At 68.9% G+C, this 14,685-nt stretch carries 14 protein-coding genes; 3 read left to right on the plus strand and 11 right to left on the minus strand.

The features are described 5' to 3' along the window. Positions 1 to 275: 275 nt before the first annotated feature. The 6 genes from CcI49_RS30605 to CcI49_RS30630 all read right to left on the minus strand — a co-directional run bounded on the left by CcI49_RS30605 (position 276) and on the right by CcI49_RS30630 (position 8,466). Positions 276 to 728, minus strand: coding sequence for a deaminase (locus CcI49_RS30605; RefSeq protein WP_076832276.1), 453 nt, complete (start codon positions 726 to 728; stop codon positions 276 to 278). A 71-nt stretch (positions 729 to 799) separates the two neighbouring features. Next, entirely contained in the window at positions 800 to 2,413 is a 1,614-nt protein-coding gene (locus tag CcI49_RS30610; protein WP_076832279.1) for a helix-turn-helix domain-containing protein, read from the minus strand. A gap of 260 nt (positions 2,414 to 2,673) precedes the next feature. Then, a complete protein-coding gene (gene fxlM / locus CcI49_RS30615; protein WP_076832282.1) occupies positions 2,674 to 3,870 on the minus strand; it encodes a methyltransferase, FxLD system in 1,197 nt (398 codons plus the stop codon). A gap of 63 nt (positions 3,871 to 3,933) precedes the next feature. Beyond that, positions 3,934 to 5,133, minus strand: coding sequence for a lanthionine synthetase C family protein (locus CcI49_RS30620; protein ID WP_076832285.1), 1,200 nt, complete (start codon positions 5,131 to 5,133; stop codon positions 3,934 to 3,936). After that, positions 5,130 to 8,195 (minus strand): lantibiotic dehydratase, encoded by a 3,066-nt coding sequence (locus tag CcI49_RS30625; protein WP_076832573.1) that lies wholly within the window; start codon positions 8,193 to 8,195, stop codon positions 5,130 to 5,132. Before CcI49_RS30625 ends, CcI49_RS30620 begins: the two co-directional genes overlap by 4 nt. 79 nt (positions 8,196 to 8,274) lie before the next feature. Next, positions 8,275 to 8,466 carry an FxLD family lanthipeptide gene (locus tag CcI49_RS30630; RefSeq protein WP_239340351.1) on the minus strand — a complete coding sequence of 64 codons (192 nt, stop codon included), beginning with the start codon at positions 8,464 to 8,466 and terminating at the stop codon, positions 8,275 to 8,277. 1,103 nt (positions 8,467 to 9,569) lie between these two features. Between CcI49_RS30630 and CcI49_RS30635 the strand changes: the two genes are divergently transcribed. Continuing rightward, positions 9,570 to 10,016 (plus strand): hypothetical protein, encoded by a 447-nt coding sequence (locus tag CcI49_RS30635; RefSeq protein WP_241840334.1) that lies wholly within the window; start codon positions 9,570 to 9,572, stop codon positions 10,014 to 10,016. Then, positions 10,007 to 11,029: an ATP/GTP-binding protein gene (locus CcI49_RS30640; protein ID WP_076832292.1), complete on the plus strand. Its 1,023-nt coding sequence runs from the start codon at positions 10,007 to 10,009 to the stop codon at positions 11,027 to 11,029. The genes CcI49_RS30635 and CcI49_RS30640 overlap by 10 nt, the downstream gene beginning before the upstream one ends. Before the next feature lie 53 nt (positions 11,030 to 11,082). Here the strand turns inward: CcI49_RS30640 and CcI49_RS30645 are convergent, their stop codons facing one another. The 4 genes from CcI49_RS30645 to CcI49_RS42765 form a co-directional block, all read right to left on the minus strand. After that, the gene (locus CcI49_RS30645; RefSeq protein ID WP_076832295.1) at positions 11,083 to 11,346 is read right to left on the minus strand and encodes a hypothetical protein; all 264 of its coding nucleotides are present in this window, start codon (positions 11,344 to 11,346) and stop codon (positions 11,083 to 11,085) included. Between the two features lie 255 nt (positions 11,347 to 11,601). Then, positions 11,602 to 12,687: a hypothetical protein gene (locus tag CcI49_RS30650; protein ID WP_076832298.1), complete on the minus strand. Its 1,086-nt coding sequence runs from the start codon at positions 12,685 to 12,687 to the stop codon at positions 11,602 to 11,604. A gap of 134 nt (positions 12,688 to 12,821) precedes the next feature. Next, complete coding sequence (locus tag CcI49_RS30655; RefSeq protein WP_076832302.1) at positions 12,822 to 13,073, minus strand: hypothetical protein; 252 nt, start codon at positions 13,071 to 13,073, stop codon at positions 12,822 to 12,824. After that, on the minus strand, positions 13,070 to 13,252 hold the full coding sequence (locus CcI49_RS42765) for a hypothetical protein (RefSeq protein ID WP_198955681.1): 183 nt from the start codon (positions 13,250 to 13,252) through the stop codon (positions 13,070 to 13,072). The genes CcI49_RS30655 and CcI49_RS42765 overlap by 4 nt, the downstream gene beginning before the upstream one ends. A gap of 238 nt (positions 13,253 to 13,490) precedes the next feature. Here CcI49_RS42765 and CcI49_RS30665 point away from each other — a divergent pair, with 238 nt between their 5' ends. After that, complete coding sequence (locus CcI49_RS30665) at positions 13,491 to 13,790, plus strand: hypothetical protein (RefSeq protein WP_131831252.1); 300 nt, start codon at positions 13,491 to 13,493, stop codon at positions 13,788 to 13,790. 21 nt (positions 13,791 to 13,811) lie between these two features. On the opposite strand, the gene CcI49_RS30670 is transcribed toward CcI49_RS30665, so the two are convergent. Beyond that, positions 13,812 to 14,639 carry a hypothetical protein gene (locus CcI49_RS30670; protein WP_158230841.1) on the minus strand — a complete coding sequence of 276 codons (828 nt, stop codon included), beginning with the start codon at positions 14,637 to 14,639 and terminating at the stop codon, positions 13,812 to 13,814. Between the last annotated feature and the right edge of the window lie 46 nt (positions 14,640 to 14,685).

A 14,685-nucleotide genomic window follows, 5' to 3' on the forward strand; every position in this document is an offset into this window, starting at 1 on the left:
GTAGCGGCCGACGGCCAGGTCCTCCAGCGTCAGGCCGATCATCTGGCCGCAGGCCGGCCGGGACGATCGCACGCAGCTTCTGAGCCAGGCCGGCTGTGGCCCACTCACTCAGGCGGCAGCGGATGGCGCGGTCAGAGCCGGCCGGGAGCGGCTATGTGTCGTAGGACGAGCCGTGCGCCAGCGCGGCTACGACTGCCATCCCCCCGAGGCTGTGGCGGAGGGAGGCAAGCGTTGGTCTCCTTTCATACCTTCGAGGCGCAACGCGATGAAGTGAATTAGACCGACAGGTGGGCGTTCATGGCACGGGCCTGCTCGCCAAGCTCAGGCAGTTCCACGACCGTGACGCCCGCTTGGGTAAGGAGTTCGTAGCCTTGGCAGTCGGCGACGAAGAGGCTGGGTTCACGCCAGGCGATGACCACCCGCGGGATCTTCGCCTCCAGGATGAGCTGGGTGCAGGTACGGGGCCGGGACTTGCGCTGCGAGCAGGGTTCGAGGGTGCTGTAGATCGTCGCGGTGGCGAGTCGCGGGTCGTCGGGGTCGATCTTCGCGAGTGCGGATTCCTCGGCGTGCACCGCGTCGTCGACCTCGCGGGAGAAGCCGAAGGCGATCTCCTCGTTGTTCTTGTCGACGATGACGGCGCCGACCGAGTAGGCGCCGGTGGCGGGCGGGCAGCAGTGGGCGAGTTCGATGGCCCGGGTCATCCAACGGTGGTCGTCGAGCTGAGGCATGGAGCGGCTCGTCCTTCCCTGGGGCCGGTCCCTGGTGGAGGCGGACCGGATAGCCGGTGGCGGGATGGTAGTCAGACGGTGATGGCCGTGGGGACCTGGTCCATCGCCTGGCGGAACTCGCGTACCTGGGGGACAGTTTGCCATTCGGCGACGGCGTCACGCAGAGACCGCAGACTGGTCATGATGCGTCCGGAGTGCGTGCTGGCGCCCACCGTGAGTGCGTCGAGACCGAGTGTCGCGGCTTGCTCTGGTTCGCGTGCTCCTGCGTGCGCAAGGGCTTCGCGGGCGAGGTAGACACCGCGGTCGCGGTGGAAAGCCGAGGGGAGACCGTCGATCGCAGTCCGGAACCCGGTAGCTGCAGCAGGGTAGTCACCGAGCGCGGCGAGGCTGTGTGCCCGCTGGACTTCGATATAGGCGGGGCTGAAGAACTCGCCCCAGGGGTCGGTGTCGGGCCCGGCCTGGTCGAGGATGTCGTGGGCACGGTCGTAGAGCGTCATGCATGTGATTTTCTCGCCGCGTAGTGCGTGGCCGTGCGCGCTGTAGGTCGCGGCGATGGCGGCGAGACGACCGGTTGGCTCCGCGCTAGTCAAGGCTGCGTCTGCGACGTCGACGGCTTCATCCGGGTCGCCACGGTCCGCGGCGAGTTGGCTTTTGCGGGCGAGGATGAACACGGTGGCCTTGGGGTCACCTGCTCGGTGTGACCATTCCAGCGCTCGGTCGAGCCAGTATCCAGCGGTGGCGTGATCGCCGCTGTCTTGATGGAGCCAGCCGAGGAGATCCGCGAACTGCGTTTGGAGGTGGAGCAGGGTCTGCCGTTGGGGGCGCGAATTCGTGCCGTGGCGGAGATGGGCGGCGATGAGGCCGGCCTGTTCCTGCGCTGTGGTGATGACCTGCCGCGGTCCGAAGAGGTTGTCGTTCTCCGCGAGCACGGCCCGCAGGCGTGCGAAGTGATCGACGACACGTGGGTCGATGGAGGACGATCCTGGTGGCATCGTGGCGAGCGGGCTGAGGGCTGCGCCGCTAGCGGCGGTGAGGCCCAGGCCGCTCAGGAAACCCCGGCGATCGAGTGGCATGAGGACGATCCTCCCATCCGGGGCGAGTTGCGGAAAAATGATCACGTTGTCTTCGTCTGCGGGACCGGCCGAGTGGGGGGCCGGTGCTTGCCCAGCTCTGGCGGCGCTGAAGGCGACGTCAACTGGTCGTTCGGTGGTCGTTCCCCATGGTTTCCCCGCGAGTGTGATTGGAGAGGCCGTTGATGACGCGGCCACGCCGTCCGGCGGACGGCGCATGCCGTTGATCAGGAACACGTCTGCCGGAGGGAGGTGTTCGCGGTCGTCCACATCGACGAGGGCGTGGAGATCGCATCCGTACACCTCGGCAAGCAGGGCGAGGATCTGCGGGGTGGGACGTCGCCGGGCAGGGCGAGGCCAGTTCTCCACCTCCGATAGCCGCGGCGCGGTCATCGGGGCGGTGCCGTCGGGGTCGAGGCCGGCACGGACGGCGTGGGCGTTGATGCGGTCGGCGGCCTGCTGCTGTGTCCAGCCGTGTGCGACACGGTAGGCGGCGCGGGGGCGTAGCCGGTAGCGGCGGGCGAACTCGATCGCGATCTCGTGGTGGCTCATGCCGGTCGCGCGCATCCGAGTCCGCAACTCGTCCTGCTCAACCCTTTGGCTGGGCTTGTTCATGGCGACGTCGCCACCCCTTCCAGGTCAAGGATGCCCACTGATCCAGCAGCTACCGCCACCGATCGATTCCCGATCGGAACCCGCCCACAGTAACCGGTCCCTCACTGTCGGGGCCGTAGCGGTCAGGGCGCCAGCTCGCCGCCCTTGGCGGTCCCTTTGCCGCCTGTCCGTCCAGACGCCGGCCGATACTGATCAACCTGCCGAGATGTCGTGCAGGAACGCGGGCGACAGGCGTCCCGAACCGGAGCAGGTGCGTACCGCTAGTAGCGCAGTACCAGGCGGTTCTCCGGCTTGGTTATGATCTTGCCTTGCGTCTGGTTCGGGATCGGCGTGCCGGCCGGGAAGGCGAGGATTTCGGGGTCGGCAGTGCGGTCGTGGTCCCAGGCGTCGATCTGGTCGACGATCCGCGAGGCGAGACGGTGACCGAGGGGGCCATGGCCGATGGCGCCGAGCTGCCAGCGCCCTGGGGTGTCGGCGCGCCGAATGGTGAAGTAGGCCAGCGAGCCGTCTTTGACCAAGGCTGGGCTGCGTGAGGTGATCGCAGGTGTGCACAGCCCGTCGGCGACGGCCCGCTGGTCGGCCTCGATACGGACCGTCCCGTCTTCCACGGCGCTGAGATGCAGCCAGACACGGTCGAAAGGTTCCTGGCCGTGCACGGTCACGTCAGACCAGACCGTGGACTTCTCCCGGTCGAGGACACCGCGCAGGGCGTCGGTGTCGATGGGCTGGTCGAGATCGTGGTGCAGGGCGGCGAGGCCGTCGGGGTGGATGACGCTCCTCCGTTCGCCGGGCTGGCCGAGCATGGGCACGAAGCCACACAGGAAGACCCAGTCAGACTTCCAGTGGTTTTCCTGCCTGGTGAGTGCGACAGCGCGGGTAGTGCCGCGCCAGCGCAGCGGGAGGACGAGGYGGCCATCGGGGGCGAGCTGGTCCCACCAGGCGTGCGGGATGTCCCAGGCGCCGACCGTGACGATGATCCGATCGAAGGGGCCGTCCTCGACAGCGCCGTCGGCGCCGTCGCGGGTGAGGACGCGAACGTGGGGAAAGCCGGTGTCGTCAAGGTTGCGCAGTGCAGTGGCGGTGACGTCGGCGTTGATGTCGATGGTGGTGACCTGGCCGCCGGTTCCCACGAGGGTGGCGAGAAGGGCCGCGTTGTAGCCGGTGCCGGCGCCGATCTCCAGGATGCGCTGGTCGGGCTGGACGTCGAGGGCGGTGAGCATGGCGGCCACGATGGTGGGGCCGGAGGCGCAGCTGAGGTGGGTGCCGTCGGGGAAGGTGTGGGTGATGACCGCCTTCTCGTCGTAGGCGTCGGCCAGCGGCGCCTCAGGGACGTAGCGGTGGCGTTCGACGGAACGCAGCGCTGCTTCGACCCACGGGGGCAAATCCTGGCTGGTGAGGATGCGGTCGACCATGCGGTCGCGCAACGCGCCTGGTGATGTGGTTGCGGTGGTGTCCATCAGTCTCCTTCACAGCGGCAGGGGGCATGCTGGTGACAGCGACCTCGGCCGGGTAACCAACTGCTAGTTGATCAACAGGCAGCGGTCCCAGTCTGGCAGCGCCGAATCGGATGTGATCTTCAGAGCGGCATGGGCGAGTGCGATGCCGGCCGCGCCGTCTAAGAAGCCCGGGGCGGTGGGGTCGCTGTTGCCGCGGAGGTACCGGTGCCTGTGTGTTTCGGCGGCGTGCAGGGCGGCGGAGAGTTCGCCGGTGGTGGTATCGGCCGCGGCCCGATGAGCGGTCAGGAGGAGGCCCGCCCAGCCGTGACAGAGTCCCGCACCGGTCAGCTGCGCGGGCTGGTGATCGTCGGTGAGGCATCTGATGAGGGTCTCGACCGCATCGAAGGCTCGCTGTTGGTCGCCGAGGGCGAGGGCCGCGAGGTGTTCGGCTCGTGCGGTTCCGGGACTGCCGTAGCACCAGGACGGTCGAGGCGGCCCGGGGCGGGCTGCGCTGCCGGTACGCAGCTCGTCGTGGTCGATCACCTCGGGCCACCAGCCGGTCCGCCCCTGCCCTCTGCGCCACTGGTCGAGCCAGGCGATGATGTTGTGGAGCGCGTCGACGTGTCCCGCCACGGTGATCCCCTGCCGCATGGTGATGGCCAGGAGCGCCAGCGGTCCGGCGATGCCGTGGGCCATGCCGAAGCCGGCATGGCCGGCGTTCCACCGGGCGGAGGCCCGTCGGTCGGGGCTGCCTGTCGCCCACCAGCCGGGCAGGTCGCGGTCGGCGACGCGGATCGGCTGTGTCAGCCGCACCAGGTATGCGAGCACGTCCCGGAGAAGAGCGCTTTCGCGGTCGCGGTGTAGGAGGAGCGCACCGAGGCCGGTGATTCCGTTGATCAGGTCGTACTCGCCGGCGTGGGGCAGCTGCCCGTGATCGATGCGGCAGTGGGCGGCCTCCAGACGGCGCCGGATGACGGTGGCGATGGCGTCGTCGAGGGTGGCGAGTGCGGTGTCGTAGGCCGGATGGCCGGCGATGCACAGGGTGTAGGCGACGGCCGGTGCACCCTGGTACAGGCTGGCGGTGTCGGGATGGGCGTTGAGCGGGCTTCGTGTCATCGCCGTCGCGAGGCGGTGCACCGGTTCCCAGCCGTCGAGGCCGGCGCGGGCACGGGCGATATGCGCCAGTGCGATCCCTGGWGCTCCGTCGCCGAGGGACTGGGCCCAGCGCGCCGATTCAGCATCGCCAAGGTCCGGAACCGCCGGGAATCGGGACAGCGTGGTCACGGGCTGTCCGCAGTCGTGTGTGCGCGTCGGGTGAGAGCGATCTGCCGGGCCAGACGCCGGCAGATGGCCTCGTCGGCGCGATCGATCAGCCTGGTGCGATTGTGGTGCATGTGCAGGAGCGCGGACAGAACCTGATCGGCGTCGGCGTTCCCGGGGAGCGCGAGCCGATAGCGGGTCAACGCTTCCCGGCGGGCCTGCCACGCCTGCACGAGGGCGGCGTGCAGGGAGGTATCGCCTGGCAGGGTCCTTCGGGCTGCCCAGTGTGTGACCTGCTCGGTGACTGTCCGGTCCGCGCTGGGCGCAGCTTTGGCGGCGAGGTGCTCCAGCAGCCAGGCGTTCGCGCGGACGGGGTCGGCGTGGAACCCGTCGGCGATGTCAACCATGCCGATGGCGGCGAGCGCCATCGGATGGACCGCGAGTGGCGTCGGGAGCTGGTATGCGGTCGCGACCGCGTGCGAGTCGGCCGCGAACACCGCTTCGGCGGCGTCCATCGCGGCCCCACTCCCGTAACGGCCGATCTCGGGATGGTAGGTCGCCAGGGTCAGCCTGGACGCCGCGCCCGCGTCGCAGAGCTGCTGCCCCCACTGGCCAACCGCACGGGCCACCGCGGCGTACTCCTCGGGGCCGACCGTGCGAATCCGCAGCCGCAGATGATCGGTCTCACGGACGCTGCGATAACGGGCGAACCAGTACGACCGGTCTCCGTCGAGCAGGGCACGCAGCCGGGGCAAGTGCGCGCGGAGGATGTCGTCGAGACGTTCGGGATGGGTGAAGATCTGCGCGTAGAGCCAGGCGGCGTGCGGCGAGGCCGGCCGGTGTGCGGCGTTCGCGTTGGTTACAAGCGGCAGGACGCCGGTGACGAGGTTCGGCGCCGCCGGCACCGCGCGGACGAACGGCAGGACGATCTCGTGGACGTGGCCGCCGATCCATCCCGTGTCCTCGACGGAGTCGGTCTCGGTCAGCGTCGCGCGGCCGTGTTTGTCCAGGTGCTCACGCAGGATCGCCAGGTGCGCGTCCACGGTGAGATCCAGGCGCAGTGACCGGTGGTCGTCATGGAGCTCCACGATGTCCGGGCAGGTCCCTCGCTGCCGCCACCGGGCGAACGCCTCCTCCCAGGGGTCGCCGTCGGCGCGTAGCACGGCGTGGTCCGCGGTGCTGATCCGCCACGCCGCGGGTGACAGGATCGCGCGCCGGTAACGCACCCGAGGCGTGTAGGGCAGGCAGGATGCCAGCGGTCCCCAGTCGAACTCGGTGAAACGGGCGAGAAAGCCCCGGGTCAACGTGGCGAGGAACCGTGCCAGCGGCGGGGCCTGCTTACGCAGCGCGAGCGCGTGGAAGACCTGTGGTTCCACGACCTGGCGCCGCGAGATGCTCACCAGGTGCAGCCCGTCGGCCACCGCGACGATCCCGAGATCGTCCAGGCGGATCACGGTCGACTCGTCCGTCCGGTGCTCACCGACCGGCAGCACGTGGGGTAGCCAGCGGGGAACCCGGGAGACGTTCTCCGAGTGCGGAAACAGCGGCGGGAACGACATCTGGACCGGCAGCGCGCCCTCGACGGCAGCAGGCGCGCCGGCGAAGACGGTGTCCAGGCCGGCGCGGCCCACAGCGGAGCCGAACCGGCAGGTGAGCGTGCCGAACGCCCACGCGGGATGAACGCCGAACGTGTAGTCCCCCGCCGCCAGGGCCTGGACGCTGGCTGCGTGCGCGCGGGCGCCCAGCTCGACGTGCGGCGGAATCCACCGTGGGTCCACCGGTCTGTCTGCTGTGATCGTGGCGATAAGGGAATCGGTCAGCACGAGTTCGTGATGTCCAGCCGTGACCGTGTCCCAGGCCAGGCGCAGCAGCTCCTGGTCACGACGGCTGACTGTGTCCTCGGGTTCGGCCAACATGCYGCCCGGGAAGCCAGCCGGCCAGCCGATGCCCGTATCGGGATGCACCGCGTCCAGGACGGGGACCAACGCGCCCGTGCCGTAGCGGTCCCAGAACTCCCGGCACCAGTCGTTCCACGCCTGGTCCGGACGCGGCTGGCGCGTGAGCCGGAGCAAGGCACCCACCGCGTGGGCCATCTCGTCGGCGAGGCCTGCGGGAACAGCGATGTCGCAGTCGAGGTGCAGGTCTCCGGCCAGTGATGTCCGGCCGGCTGGCGACAGGCGACGCATCCGTTCCGATGCCTTCTCCCGTAGCCGTGCCTGCGTGCCCGGCTCGACGTGGTCGTCGTTGTGTGCCCGGATCAGCTGCTGGGTGGCGCGGAGATTGCCCAGCATGGCGGCGGTCGCCTCGCCGTCGCCGACCGTGGCACGCTCGACGGCCGCGATCACATATGCCAGCGGGTCAGCGACGGTCATAGGCGCACGCAGACCCGTGATCAGGATGCCCTGGGCGACCAGGTCGCTGAGCACACGGCGGACATCTGTGGCGGGGGCGGTAGGAAACGCGAGGGCGACCTGGTCGAGTAGAAGGTGGAACGGGATGGGCTTGGCCGCCAGGTCACGGACGAGACGCATCACCGCCGTGTTACGTACCGTTACCCGCCCCGGTCCGCGAGGCATCTCGATCCGGTCGCCGCGTTCGACCAACAGGTCGCAGACCACGACGTCCAGGTGAGTGAGCAGGTCGGGCAGCCTCTCCAGCTGCTCCACCACGTCGTCCAACCACAGCGTGTCCGCCCGCAGGACCAGCCGGTGGGCCGACCCCCAGCGCGCACGCACGTTCTCGCCGATACGGACACCGGCGACACCGGCGAACAAGCCGAAGGGAGTCGGTCGTCCCAGGGAACGCAACAGGTAGCGCACGACCGTCGACGTCACCCGTCGAACCTGCTTGCCGCCCGCCGCCTCGTCGTCGAGAACAGACTCGACCTGAGCGGCGAACGACCCGCTCGCATAGCGGATCGCGTCGGCAAACCCGGGCAGCGTCCATGCGGCGCGCAGCCACGACTGGCACGAGTCCGGATCTGACAATGTCGGCCAGTCCTCCGGCTGCTGGGACAGCGGAAGGACCGCCGCCCGTAGCATCGCACCGCCGGCATGGCGGTACAGCGGCAGCTCCACGTCGACCATCACACCTCCGTCGCACACTGCGGTCGCCGGCTCGCCGAACGGGCAGGACCGGCGAGCCGGCGCCGCAGCCGTCACTGGGTCAGTCGCTGGCGCACGCCGAGGCGCAGGTCGAACCACAGGTGTCGCTCGTGTCGCACGCCCGGATCGTGTATCCGGGCGCCGCCTCGACCGTCACCTGCACATCGAGCTGGAACTCGTCCAGCAGGCCGAGCGGTGTCGCCTCGGTCCGCTCCAGAACCGCACTCGCGGAACCACCAAGCGTCATGGTCATCAACCCCTTCGAAGGAGGAAGTAGAGCAACGCCCCGAGGGCGCGCCGTAACGATGCTCCGTCCCGGCCGGTGAACCATTCCCACCAGCCAGAATCTTTGGCTTCGCGCTCCGGGTGGCGCTTGACCTGCGATAACAGCGTCCGCGAGCCCTCCACGTTCGGCGAAAGACCGGAGATCGACGCCGAAATGTTCGTGAGCCACGAATCGTTGGGGCCCATCGCGGCACGCGCGCCGGCTCTCACCCCTCGCAATCCAGGGGAGCTCCCGTTTACCGGCGCCCAGGAGCGATCAGGTTCCCGGTCGTGGGGGCGACGACGCTGTTCGCACTGCGGCGGGCATGGCGGCGCGTTCCCAGGGCCCGGGAACCGCAAGAACGGGCCGAACGCGCACCCGCGGTGCCTCTCAGGCCGGCCGCTCATCCTGACGCGGACGGTCGGGACCTTCGGCCGCCAGTCTTAAAGGTGAGGGCAGCGCCCGCGGCTTATCGAGTCGGATCAGGAGAGCGCGCTGCCGTGCACGCGGAGTCCGAGGAGCTGGCCACTGGTCGAGAAGGTGATGGTCCTGGGGTGGCGATCCGACAGGTACGCGCCAATGATCGTCGGTCTGCGCGATGGGTGAAGCCTGTGCCTGGACGGCCACGGCATCCGATGCCAGGGCTGCTACGTGGTCGGCCAGGGCAGGGACTGCGTTCGCGGTGTGCCAGCGGGAACGTGCAGATGCCCAGCGTTCGATTCATGCCAGCGATCTTGTGGTTCTTCTGGGTTATATGGCGGTTCGAAATGACTAGCCGCTTATGGTCCGAATGTGTCAAATTGCGCTGGCGTGTCGTTCCGACTTGGAAGTTGGAACGGGCCGGCGCGTGTCCGGCAAGGCAGGCTGAAAGGGACGGTCCGTCGTATCGGTGTGACGGACCGGCGTCGGATGCTTGCGAGGTGGGCGTGGTGGCTCCTCGTTCGGATTCTCGTGGTCGTTGCTGGCCGGTGCGCGGTGTGGCCGTCGGGTTGCTGGCCGCGGGCGTACTCGTGGTCTCCTGCAGCTCGAATGACAACGCCGAACCGGCTCCTGGGCCGGCACCGCCGACGAGCCGCTCCCCGGCGCCGCGGATGACAGTGTCGCCGTCGCCGACGTCGCCGGCTGATGCTGCCGGGCAGCGGGCGGTGGCCGCATATGTCGGTCTATGGGAAGCGATGGCCGAGGCGAGTCATACCTCGGACTGGCAGTCGCCCGAGCTGACGCGGTACGCGTCGGGGGACGCGTTGCAGGCGGTCTCCGGCGGCCTGTACGCCGATCATTACAACGGGCTGGTGTCGCGTGGCGCCCCCGTGCTGCATCCGGAGATCACCTCCGTGGAGCCGGCCGACGCGCCGACGACGGTGATGGTGTTCGACTGCTCCGACAGCACGAACTGGCTGCGCCACCGTGCGGACGGGGCGCCGTTCACCGACGAGCCCGGTGGGCGGCGGGCGGTGACGTCCGAGGTGCGGCTGCATCAGGACGGGTCGTGGAAGGTGACCCGGTTCGCTGTCGAGCCGGTGGGCTCATGCAGCTGACACGCCTCATCCTCACCGGCACCTGCCTACTGGGACTACTTGCTGCGGGAGCGCCGGCGTTCGCTGACAGCTACGCGACCACGGACTGTGCGCAGAATCCGATCCCGGGCTGCGACCTGGCCGCGGGCGGCAACGGCCTCGCACCGGCACCTCCTGGCGGGCAGGCGCCGCCACCGCAGGATGGCGGGAGCGGTGGCTCGGGGCGCGGTGGGTCGGCCCGCCCGCCGGGTGATGTGGCTCTCGACCCGGCGGACGTTGCGCGCTGCTCCTACGTCCGCAGCGACTTCCAGCCCACTACGGAGGCGATCCAGCCGGTGCAGTTCCACTTGGCCCCCGACGGCGGCGGTCTGCGGGTGGTGGCGGCAGTCGACCGGTCCGGCCCGCTCCCCGCGCGGCCGGTCGCGACTGTCCCGGACGGTCGGCCGGGTGCCTGGTACGTCTACCAGTGCCAGACCGACGGGGTGCGGGACGCTCTGTACCGGCCGCCGGTATGGATACCCGACGGCCAGGGCAGGCCGGTGGCAGGAGGGCCGGATGTGGGTGGGCTGGCGGAGCAGGCCCGCAGCCAGCTGCGGCTGCAAGGCCCGGCGATCGCGCTGAGCCCGATCGGCCGGCAGTTGATCCGCTTGCCAACCTGGATGTGGCTGGACCCCGCCGGCTGGCGGACGGTCTCCGCTACGGCCGCCGCCGGCGGCGTGTCGGTCACCGCCACGGCGACCCCGACGGGGGTTGACTGGGTGATGGGCGACGGCGCCCAGGTCCACTGCACCGGGCCCGGCACCCCCTACCCGGACGGCGGTGACCCGAAGGCGTCGTCGCCTGACTGCGGGCACACCTACCAGACGGTCTCCGAGGATCAGCCCGGCGGTGTGTTCACCGTGACCGCGACGGTCACCTGGAACGTCACCTGGGCCGGTGGTGGCCAGGCTGGGGTGTTCGACGGGCTCACAACCGTCTCCACCGTCCAGGTCGCCGTGATCTCCATTCCCGCGCTTAGTACCGGCGGCGGCTGACCGCCCGCGGCCTCGGTCCGGCGGGCTGTCCGGTTCGACGAACGTGATGGTGGTCAGGGGTTCGTCGGTGTGAGCAGAGTGCCGAGGGCGGTGGCCGCGTCGAGGAGGTCGAGAACCTGGCGGAGACCGACGTGGACCCGCTGGCCCACGGTCTGGGTGGCGTGCGGGATTCGCGTGAGATAGCGGGCGTCGACGAGGCCGGCGTCGTGGGTCAGGACGTGTCGGACAGTCATGCCCTCGGTCAGGGTCGTCCAGCCGTTCCCGAGAGCGGCAGGCAGGTCACGGTGGAAGTGGTCCCGGTAGGGCGGCGGCGTCATCGAGGCGTTGGAAGACGCTCCGGTCTGCTTGGCAGTCTTCGACCGCCTCTGGGTTCGGGACATTGCGGTGGAAGACATCGCGGAGCAGCGTCTCCAGTGCGGCACACACGTCTTTGATCGCCGATTCGTAGATGCTGGTGAAACCGCCCGCGGCCTCCAGCCTGGCGCGCTGGCCATCGGGGAGACTCCGCCAAGGTCGCGATGACGGCTGTGAGGAGGGAACTTACAGCCGTTGGCGCCAGCGATGATCACTGTTTAGCGTGCGATGAGGTGGTCGGTGAGTTCGATGGTCGCGAGGTACCACCAGAAGATCCAGTCGAGGAACTCGACGCTGTAGTCGGTTTTCTGCTGTTCGTTCTGGTGCCGGATCGCGAACTTGTTCGCGATCGTGAAGAGGTCACCTTCGTCCTTGCTGAGCAGCTCATCTTTGATCAGTTGTCGGCGTTCTTCGAGAACGCCGCCGAGGACGACGACCGCGGATCTCTTGGTGTGTTCGTCGGCGTGCCGTGCCCGGTACAGGCTGATGGCGTGGCGGAGCCGGTCAGCGGCAGGGCTTTCTCGCTGGGCCATGCTGCGCAGGAGGTCCGAGCGGGCGGGATCGGTGCTGGTGACCAGGCGACCGACGTCCTCGCCTTCGTCCGCGAGGTGGAGGCCGAGGTCGCTTCGTTCGAGCAGCCCGTTGACGCGCCACCGGTAGACGACGCGGCCTGTGGCGGGAGAGAAATCGCGGTAGTGCCAGCCGCAGCCGTCGTAGTCGTGTAGTCCGCGAGATCGGGGGCGCGCTACCAGATCGTGGAGCACTTCGACCACGTCGCAGAACACGTCGATGTTCTGCGCGAGGCGGTCCGGCGTCAGCGGCCACAGGCCTGCGGCGCCGATGGCGCGCTCGATGACGGCCGAGGGGTCGATCTCGCTGGGGTCGTCGACGCAGTCCTTACCGAACGCCTGCTCGAAGTATCCGTGGTTGTTGAGATGGCTGACGATGTCGATGAACTGGCGGGCTGTGGCACGCAGACCGGCACGGTCAGGGGAGGTACCCGCCCGGCGTTCGGACCAGTACGGGCGGTACTGCGGTGTTGTGGTCTCGCGGAGCTGTTCGGAGCTGGACATCAGGTCGCGGAGGAAGGCCTGCCCGTTACTCAGGCCACGTGGAGGCGGGGACTGCGCGGCTGCCTGACGGAAGTCGTCCTGGGGAGTAGGGCCTGCGAACGCATGATCGAGAAGTAGTAGGCAGCGGTCATCCCAGTCACGGTGGATCCTGCGGTGGTTGAGCAGGTTGCTCGCTTCGTGGACGAACAGGTGCCGTGGCCAGACGAGTTCGTAGTCGCCTCCGTCGTACATGAGTCGTGTTCCAATCCGGGTCAGCGGCCGGCGAGAGTCGAGGACGAGAAAGATCCACGCAGCGGCACTGGTGATCTTTGATGGGAGCGAGCAACCCTGGACCAGCCTCGCGGCTGGCTACCCCCTTCTGTGCGTCATGGTCCAGTTCGACGCGGGTGGAAAGTGCCGGGGTGAGACCCAGGATGAAGCTGGTCGACGAGCATCTGCGCGAGAGCATCGAGCACCAGCTCATGCGAGGAGCGGCTCTCTGCGGGGTCGCGGCCGGGGACCAGTTGCGCCCAGTAGACCTCGCGGTCGGCGAGGCGGACAGAGACCCTCCCGCCGCGTTCGACGACGGTCGTCACGTCGAGGTTGGTCGTGGTGCGCCAGATCTCCTGGCCGCTCATGCCGCGTTCCCTGTGGTGGCGGGCCGCTTGTCGACGCTGGCCTTGTCGAGGTGACCGCTGACGCCGGAGGCCAGGTCGATGTGGATGTTGCGGCGGGCCTCGCTAGCGCGTTCCAGGGCGTCGATCTGGTGGTCGGGGCTCTGGTCGGCGGTGGCAACCTGCACGTATCCGATCAACACGGCCCCAAAATACTCGACACGGACGTCTCCTACCTTTGATCGTCGACGTGGGCTGTCGACGTCGTGATGCGGGTCGAGGGGTGTGGCTGGCGGGCATCGGTTGACGACTGTTTGCCGACTCTGTGTTCGCCGGGGTGGTTTCGAAGGCCCTGCGGCACAGGAGGATTCTGTACGTACCAGGATCTCGCGCCGGCTTCCGGTCGATGCGGGTGTTGTGCACTCATGGTGGGAGCTGTCGATGTTGATGAACCCTCATCCGCAGGTGCTCGTTCCTGACGGGACCACCGCGGACGGTCTGCAGTGGCAGCTGCGCTGTCCCTCCTGCGGAGCCGATACGGTGGACCGGGCGGATTTCGCCGAAGATCACAGGGCCGTGACGGTGTTCCCGGACCGCGACGACTACGCCAGCCCGATCGGTACACGGGGCGGATACGTCCAGATTGATCTTCAATGCCCGGTCGGGCATCGTTTCGCGCTGATCGTGGCCAACCACAAGGGGGCCGAGTTCGTGGCTGTGGTTCCCTCCAGCGCCGGCTGATCCGCGCCCGCCTGCTCTCCGTCAGGGCGGGAACATCTCCACGATGATCTGAGTCTGGTGTTCGCGGGCGGCGGTGAACAGCGTCTGCAGCGCGACCCAGCCCGGCTCGGTTGTGCTCAGCGACAGCCACCAGAGTCGGCTCTGGGCGTCGTAGACCGCCCCGCTCGCGCGGATGAGGTCGAGTTGTGCTTGCCATCTGGGTCCGGAGGCGGGCATGGGGATGATGCGAAGCCGTGGTGTCCTGCCGGTCGGGGCTGCGATGCCGGTGGCCGGATTGTCCAGGGTGGCCCCGATCGGGTCCGGTTCGTCGCAGGCCAGCGCCTCCAGCCAGGCGTGGGCGAAGGCGATGCCTTCCTGGATTGCCTGAGGGTCGGCTTCTCGGCGCCGCGCTACGCCCATCGCTTTGTTGACCCGGGCGTGGACGGTGGCGTAGGTCAGGTTGCCGGTGTGCACGATGCGGCCGATGAGCCGGTTGAGGTCGTCGCGCGGGTCGGATGGCGGTTCCCAGTCGGCGTCGGCCGCAAGTGCGTCCGCGTCCGCCTCGCCGCACCGGTCGCAGATCATCAGCGTCCCCGGGACCGGTGCGTGGCCGCAGGAACAGCACACATAGCCATAGCAGGTGGCGCAGGACATCATCGCGCCGTCGCTGTGGTCGTGGAACTGTCCCGGATGGGCCCTGTCCCAGGCGGCGGCTTCGGAGATGCAGTCCCCGGTGCACACCGGTGGGTCGCGTTCCACCATGGTGACCGGTTGTGGAGGGGGGATGCCGGCGGCTTCCCGGGCGGCGGCCTCGCGGGCGCGGTGTTCTCGGCTGGCCTCGTCGCGTCGTGCGCGTGCTTGCAGACACATCTCCCGTTCGGGGTCGGTCAGATGGGTCCAGCAGGCCACCGACCGG

The sequence above is a fragment of the Frankia sp. CcI49 genome, assembly GCF_001983215.1.
GTDB classification, from domain to species: domain Bacteria; phylum Actinomycetota; class Actinomycetes; order Frankiales; family Frankiaceae; genus Parafrankia; species Parafrankia irregularis.

What these genes read in the sequence shown, in the direction of transcription:
- CcI49_RS30605 (WP_076832276.1), bottom strand. Translation starts at nt 728, where the DNA reads ATGCCTCAGCTCGACGACCACCGTTGGATGACCCGGGCCATCGAACTC.
- CcI49_RS30610 (WP_076832279.1), bottom strand. Translation starts at nt 2,413, where the DNA reads ATGAACAAGCCCAGCCAAAGGGTTGAGCAGGACGAGTTGCGGACTCGG.
- CcI49_RS30630 (WP_239340351.1), bottom strand. Translation starts at nt 8,466, where the DNA reads ATGACCATGACGCTTGGTGGTTCCGCGAGTGCGGTTCTGGAGCGGACC.
- CcI49_RS30635 (WP_241840334.1), top strand. Translation starts at nt 9,570, where the DNA reads ATGACAGTGTCGCCGTCGCCGACGTCGCCGGCTGATGCTGCCGGGCAG.
- CcI49_RS30640 (WP_076832292.1), top strand. Translation starts at nt 10,007, where the DNA reads ATGCAGCTGACACGCCTCATCCTCACCGGCACCTGCCTACTGGGACTA.
- CcI49_RS30645 (WP_076832295.1), bottom strand. Translation starts at nt 11,346, where the DNA reads ATGACGCCGCCGCCCTACCGGGACCACTTCCACCGTGACCTGCCTGCC.
- CcI49_RS30650 (WP_076832298.1), bottom strand. Translation starts at nt 12,687, where the DNA reads ATGTACGACGGAGGCGACTACGAACTCGTCTGGCCACGGCACCTGTTC.
- CcI49_RS30655 (WP_076832302.1), bottom strand. Translation starts at nt 13,073, where the DNA reads ATGAGCGGCCAGGAGATCTGGCGCACCACGACCAACCTCGACGTGACG.
- CcI49_RS30665 (WP_131831252.1), top strand. Translation starts at nt 13,491, where the DNA reads ATGTTGATGAACCCTCATCCGCAGGTGCTCGTTCCTGACGGGACCACC.
- CcI49_RS30670 (WP_158230841.1), bottom strand. Translation starts at nt 14,639, where the DNA reads ATGTGTCTGCAAGCACGCGCACGACGCGACGAGGCCAGCCGAGAACAC.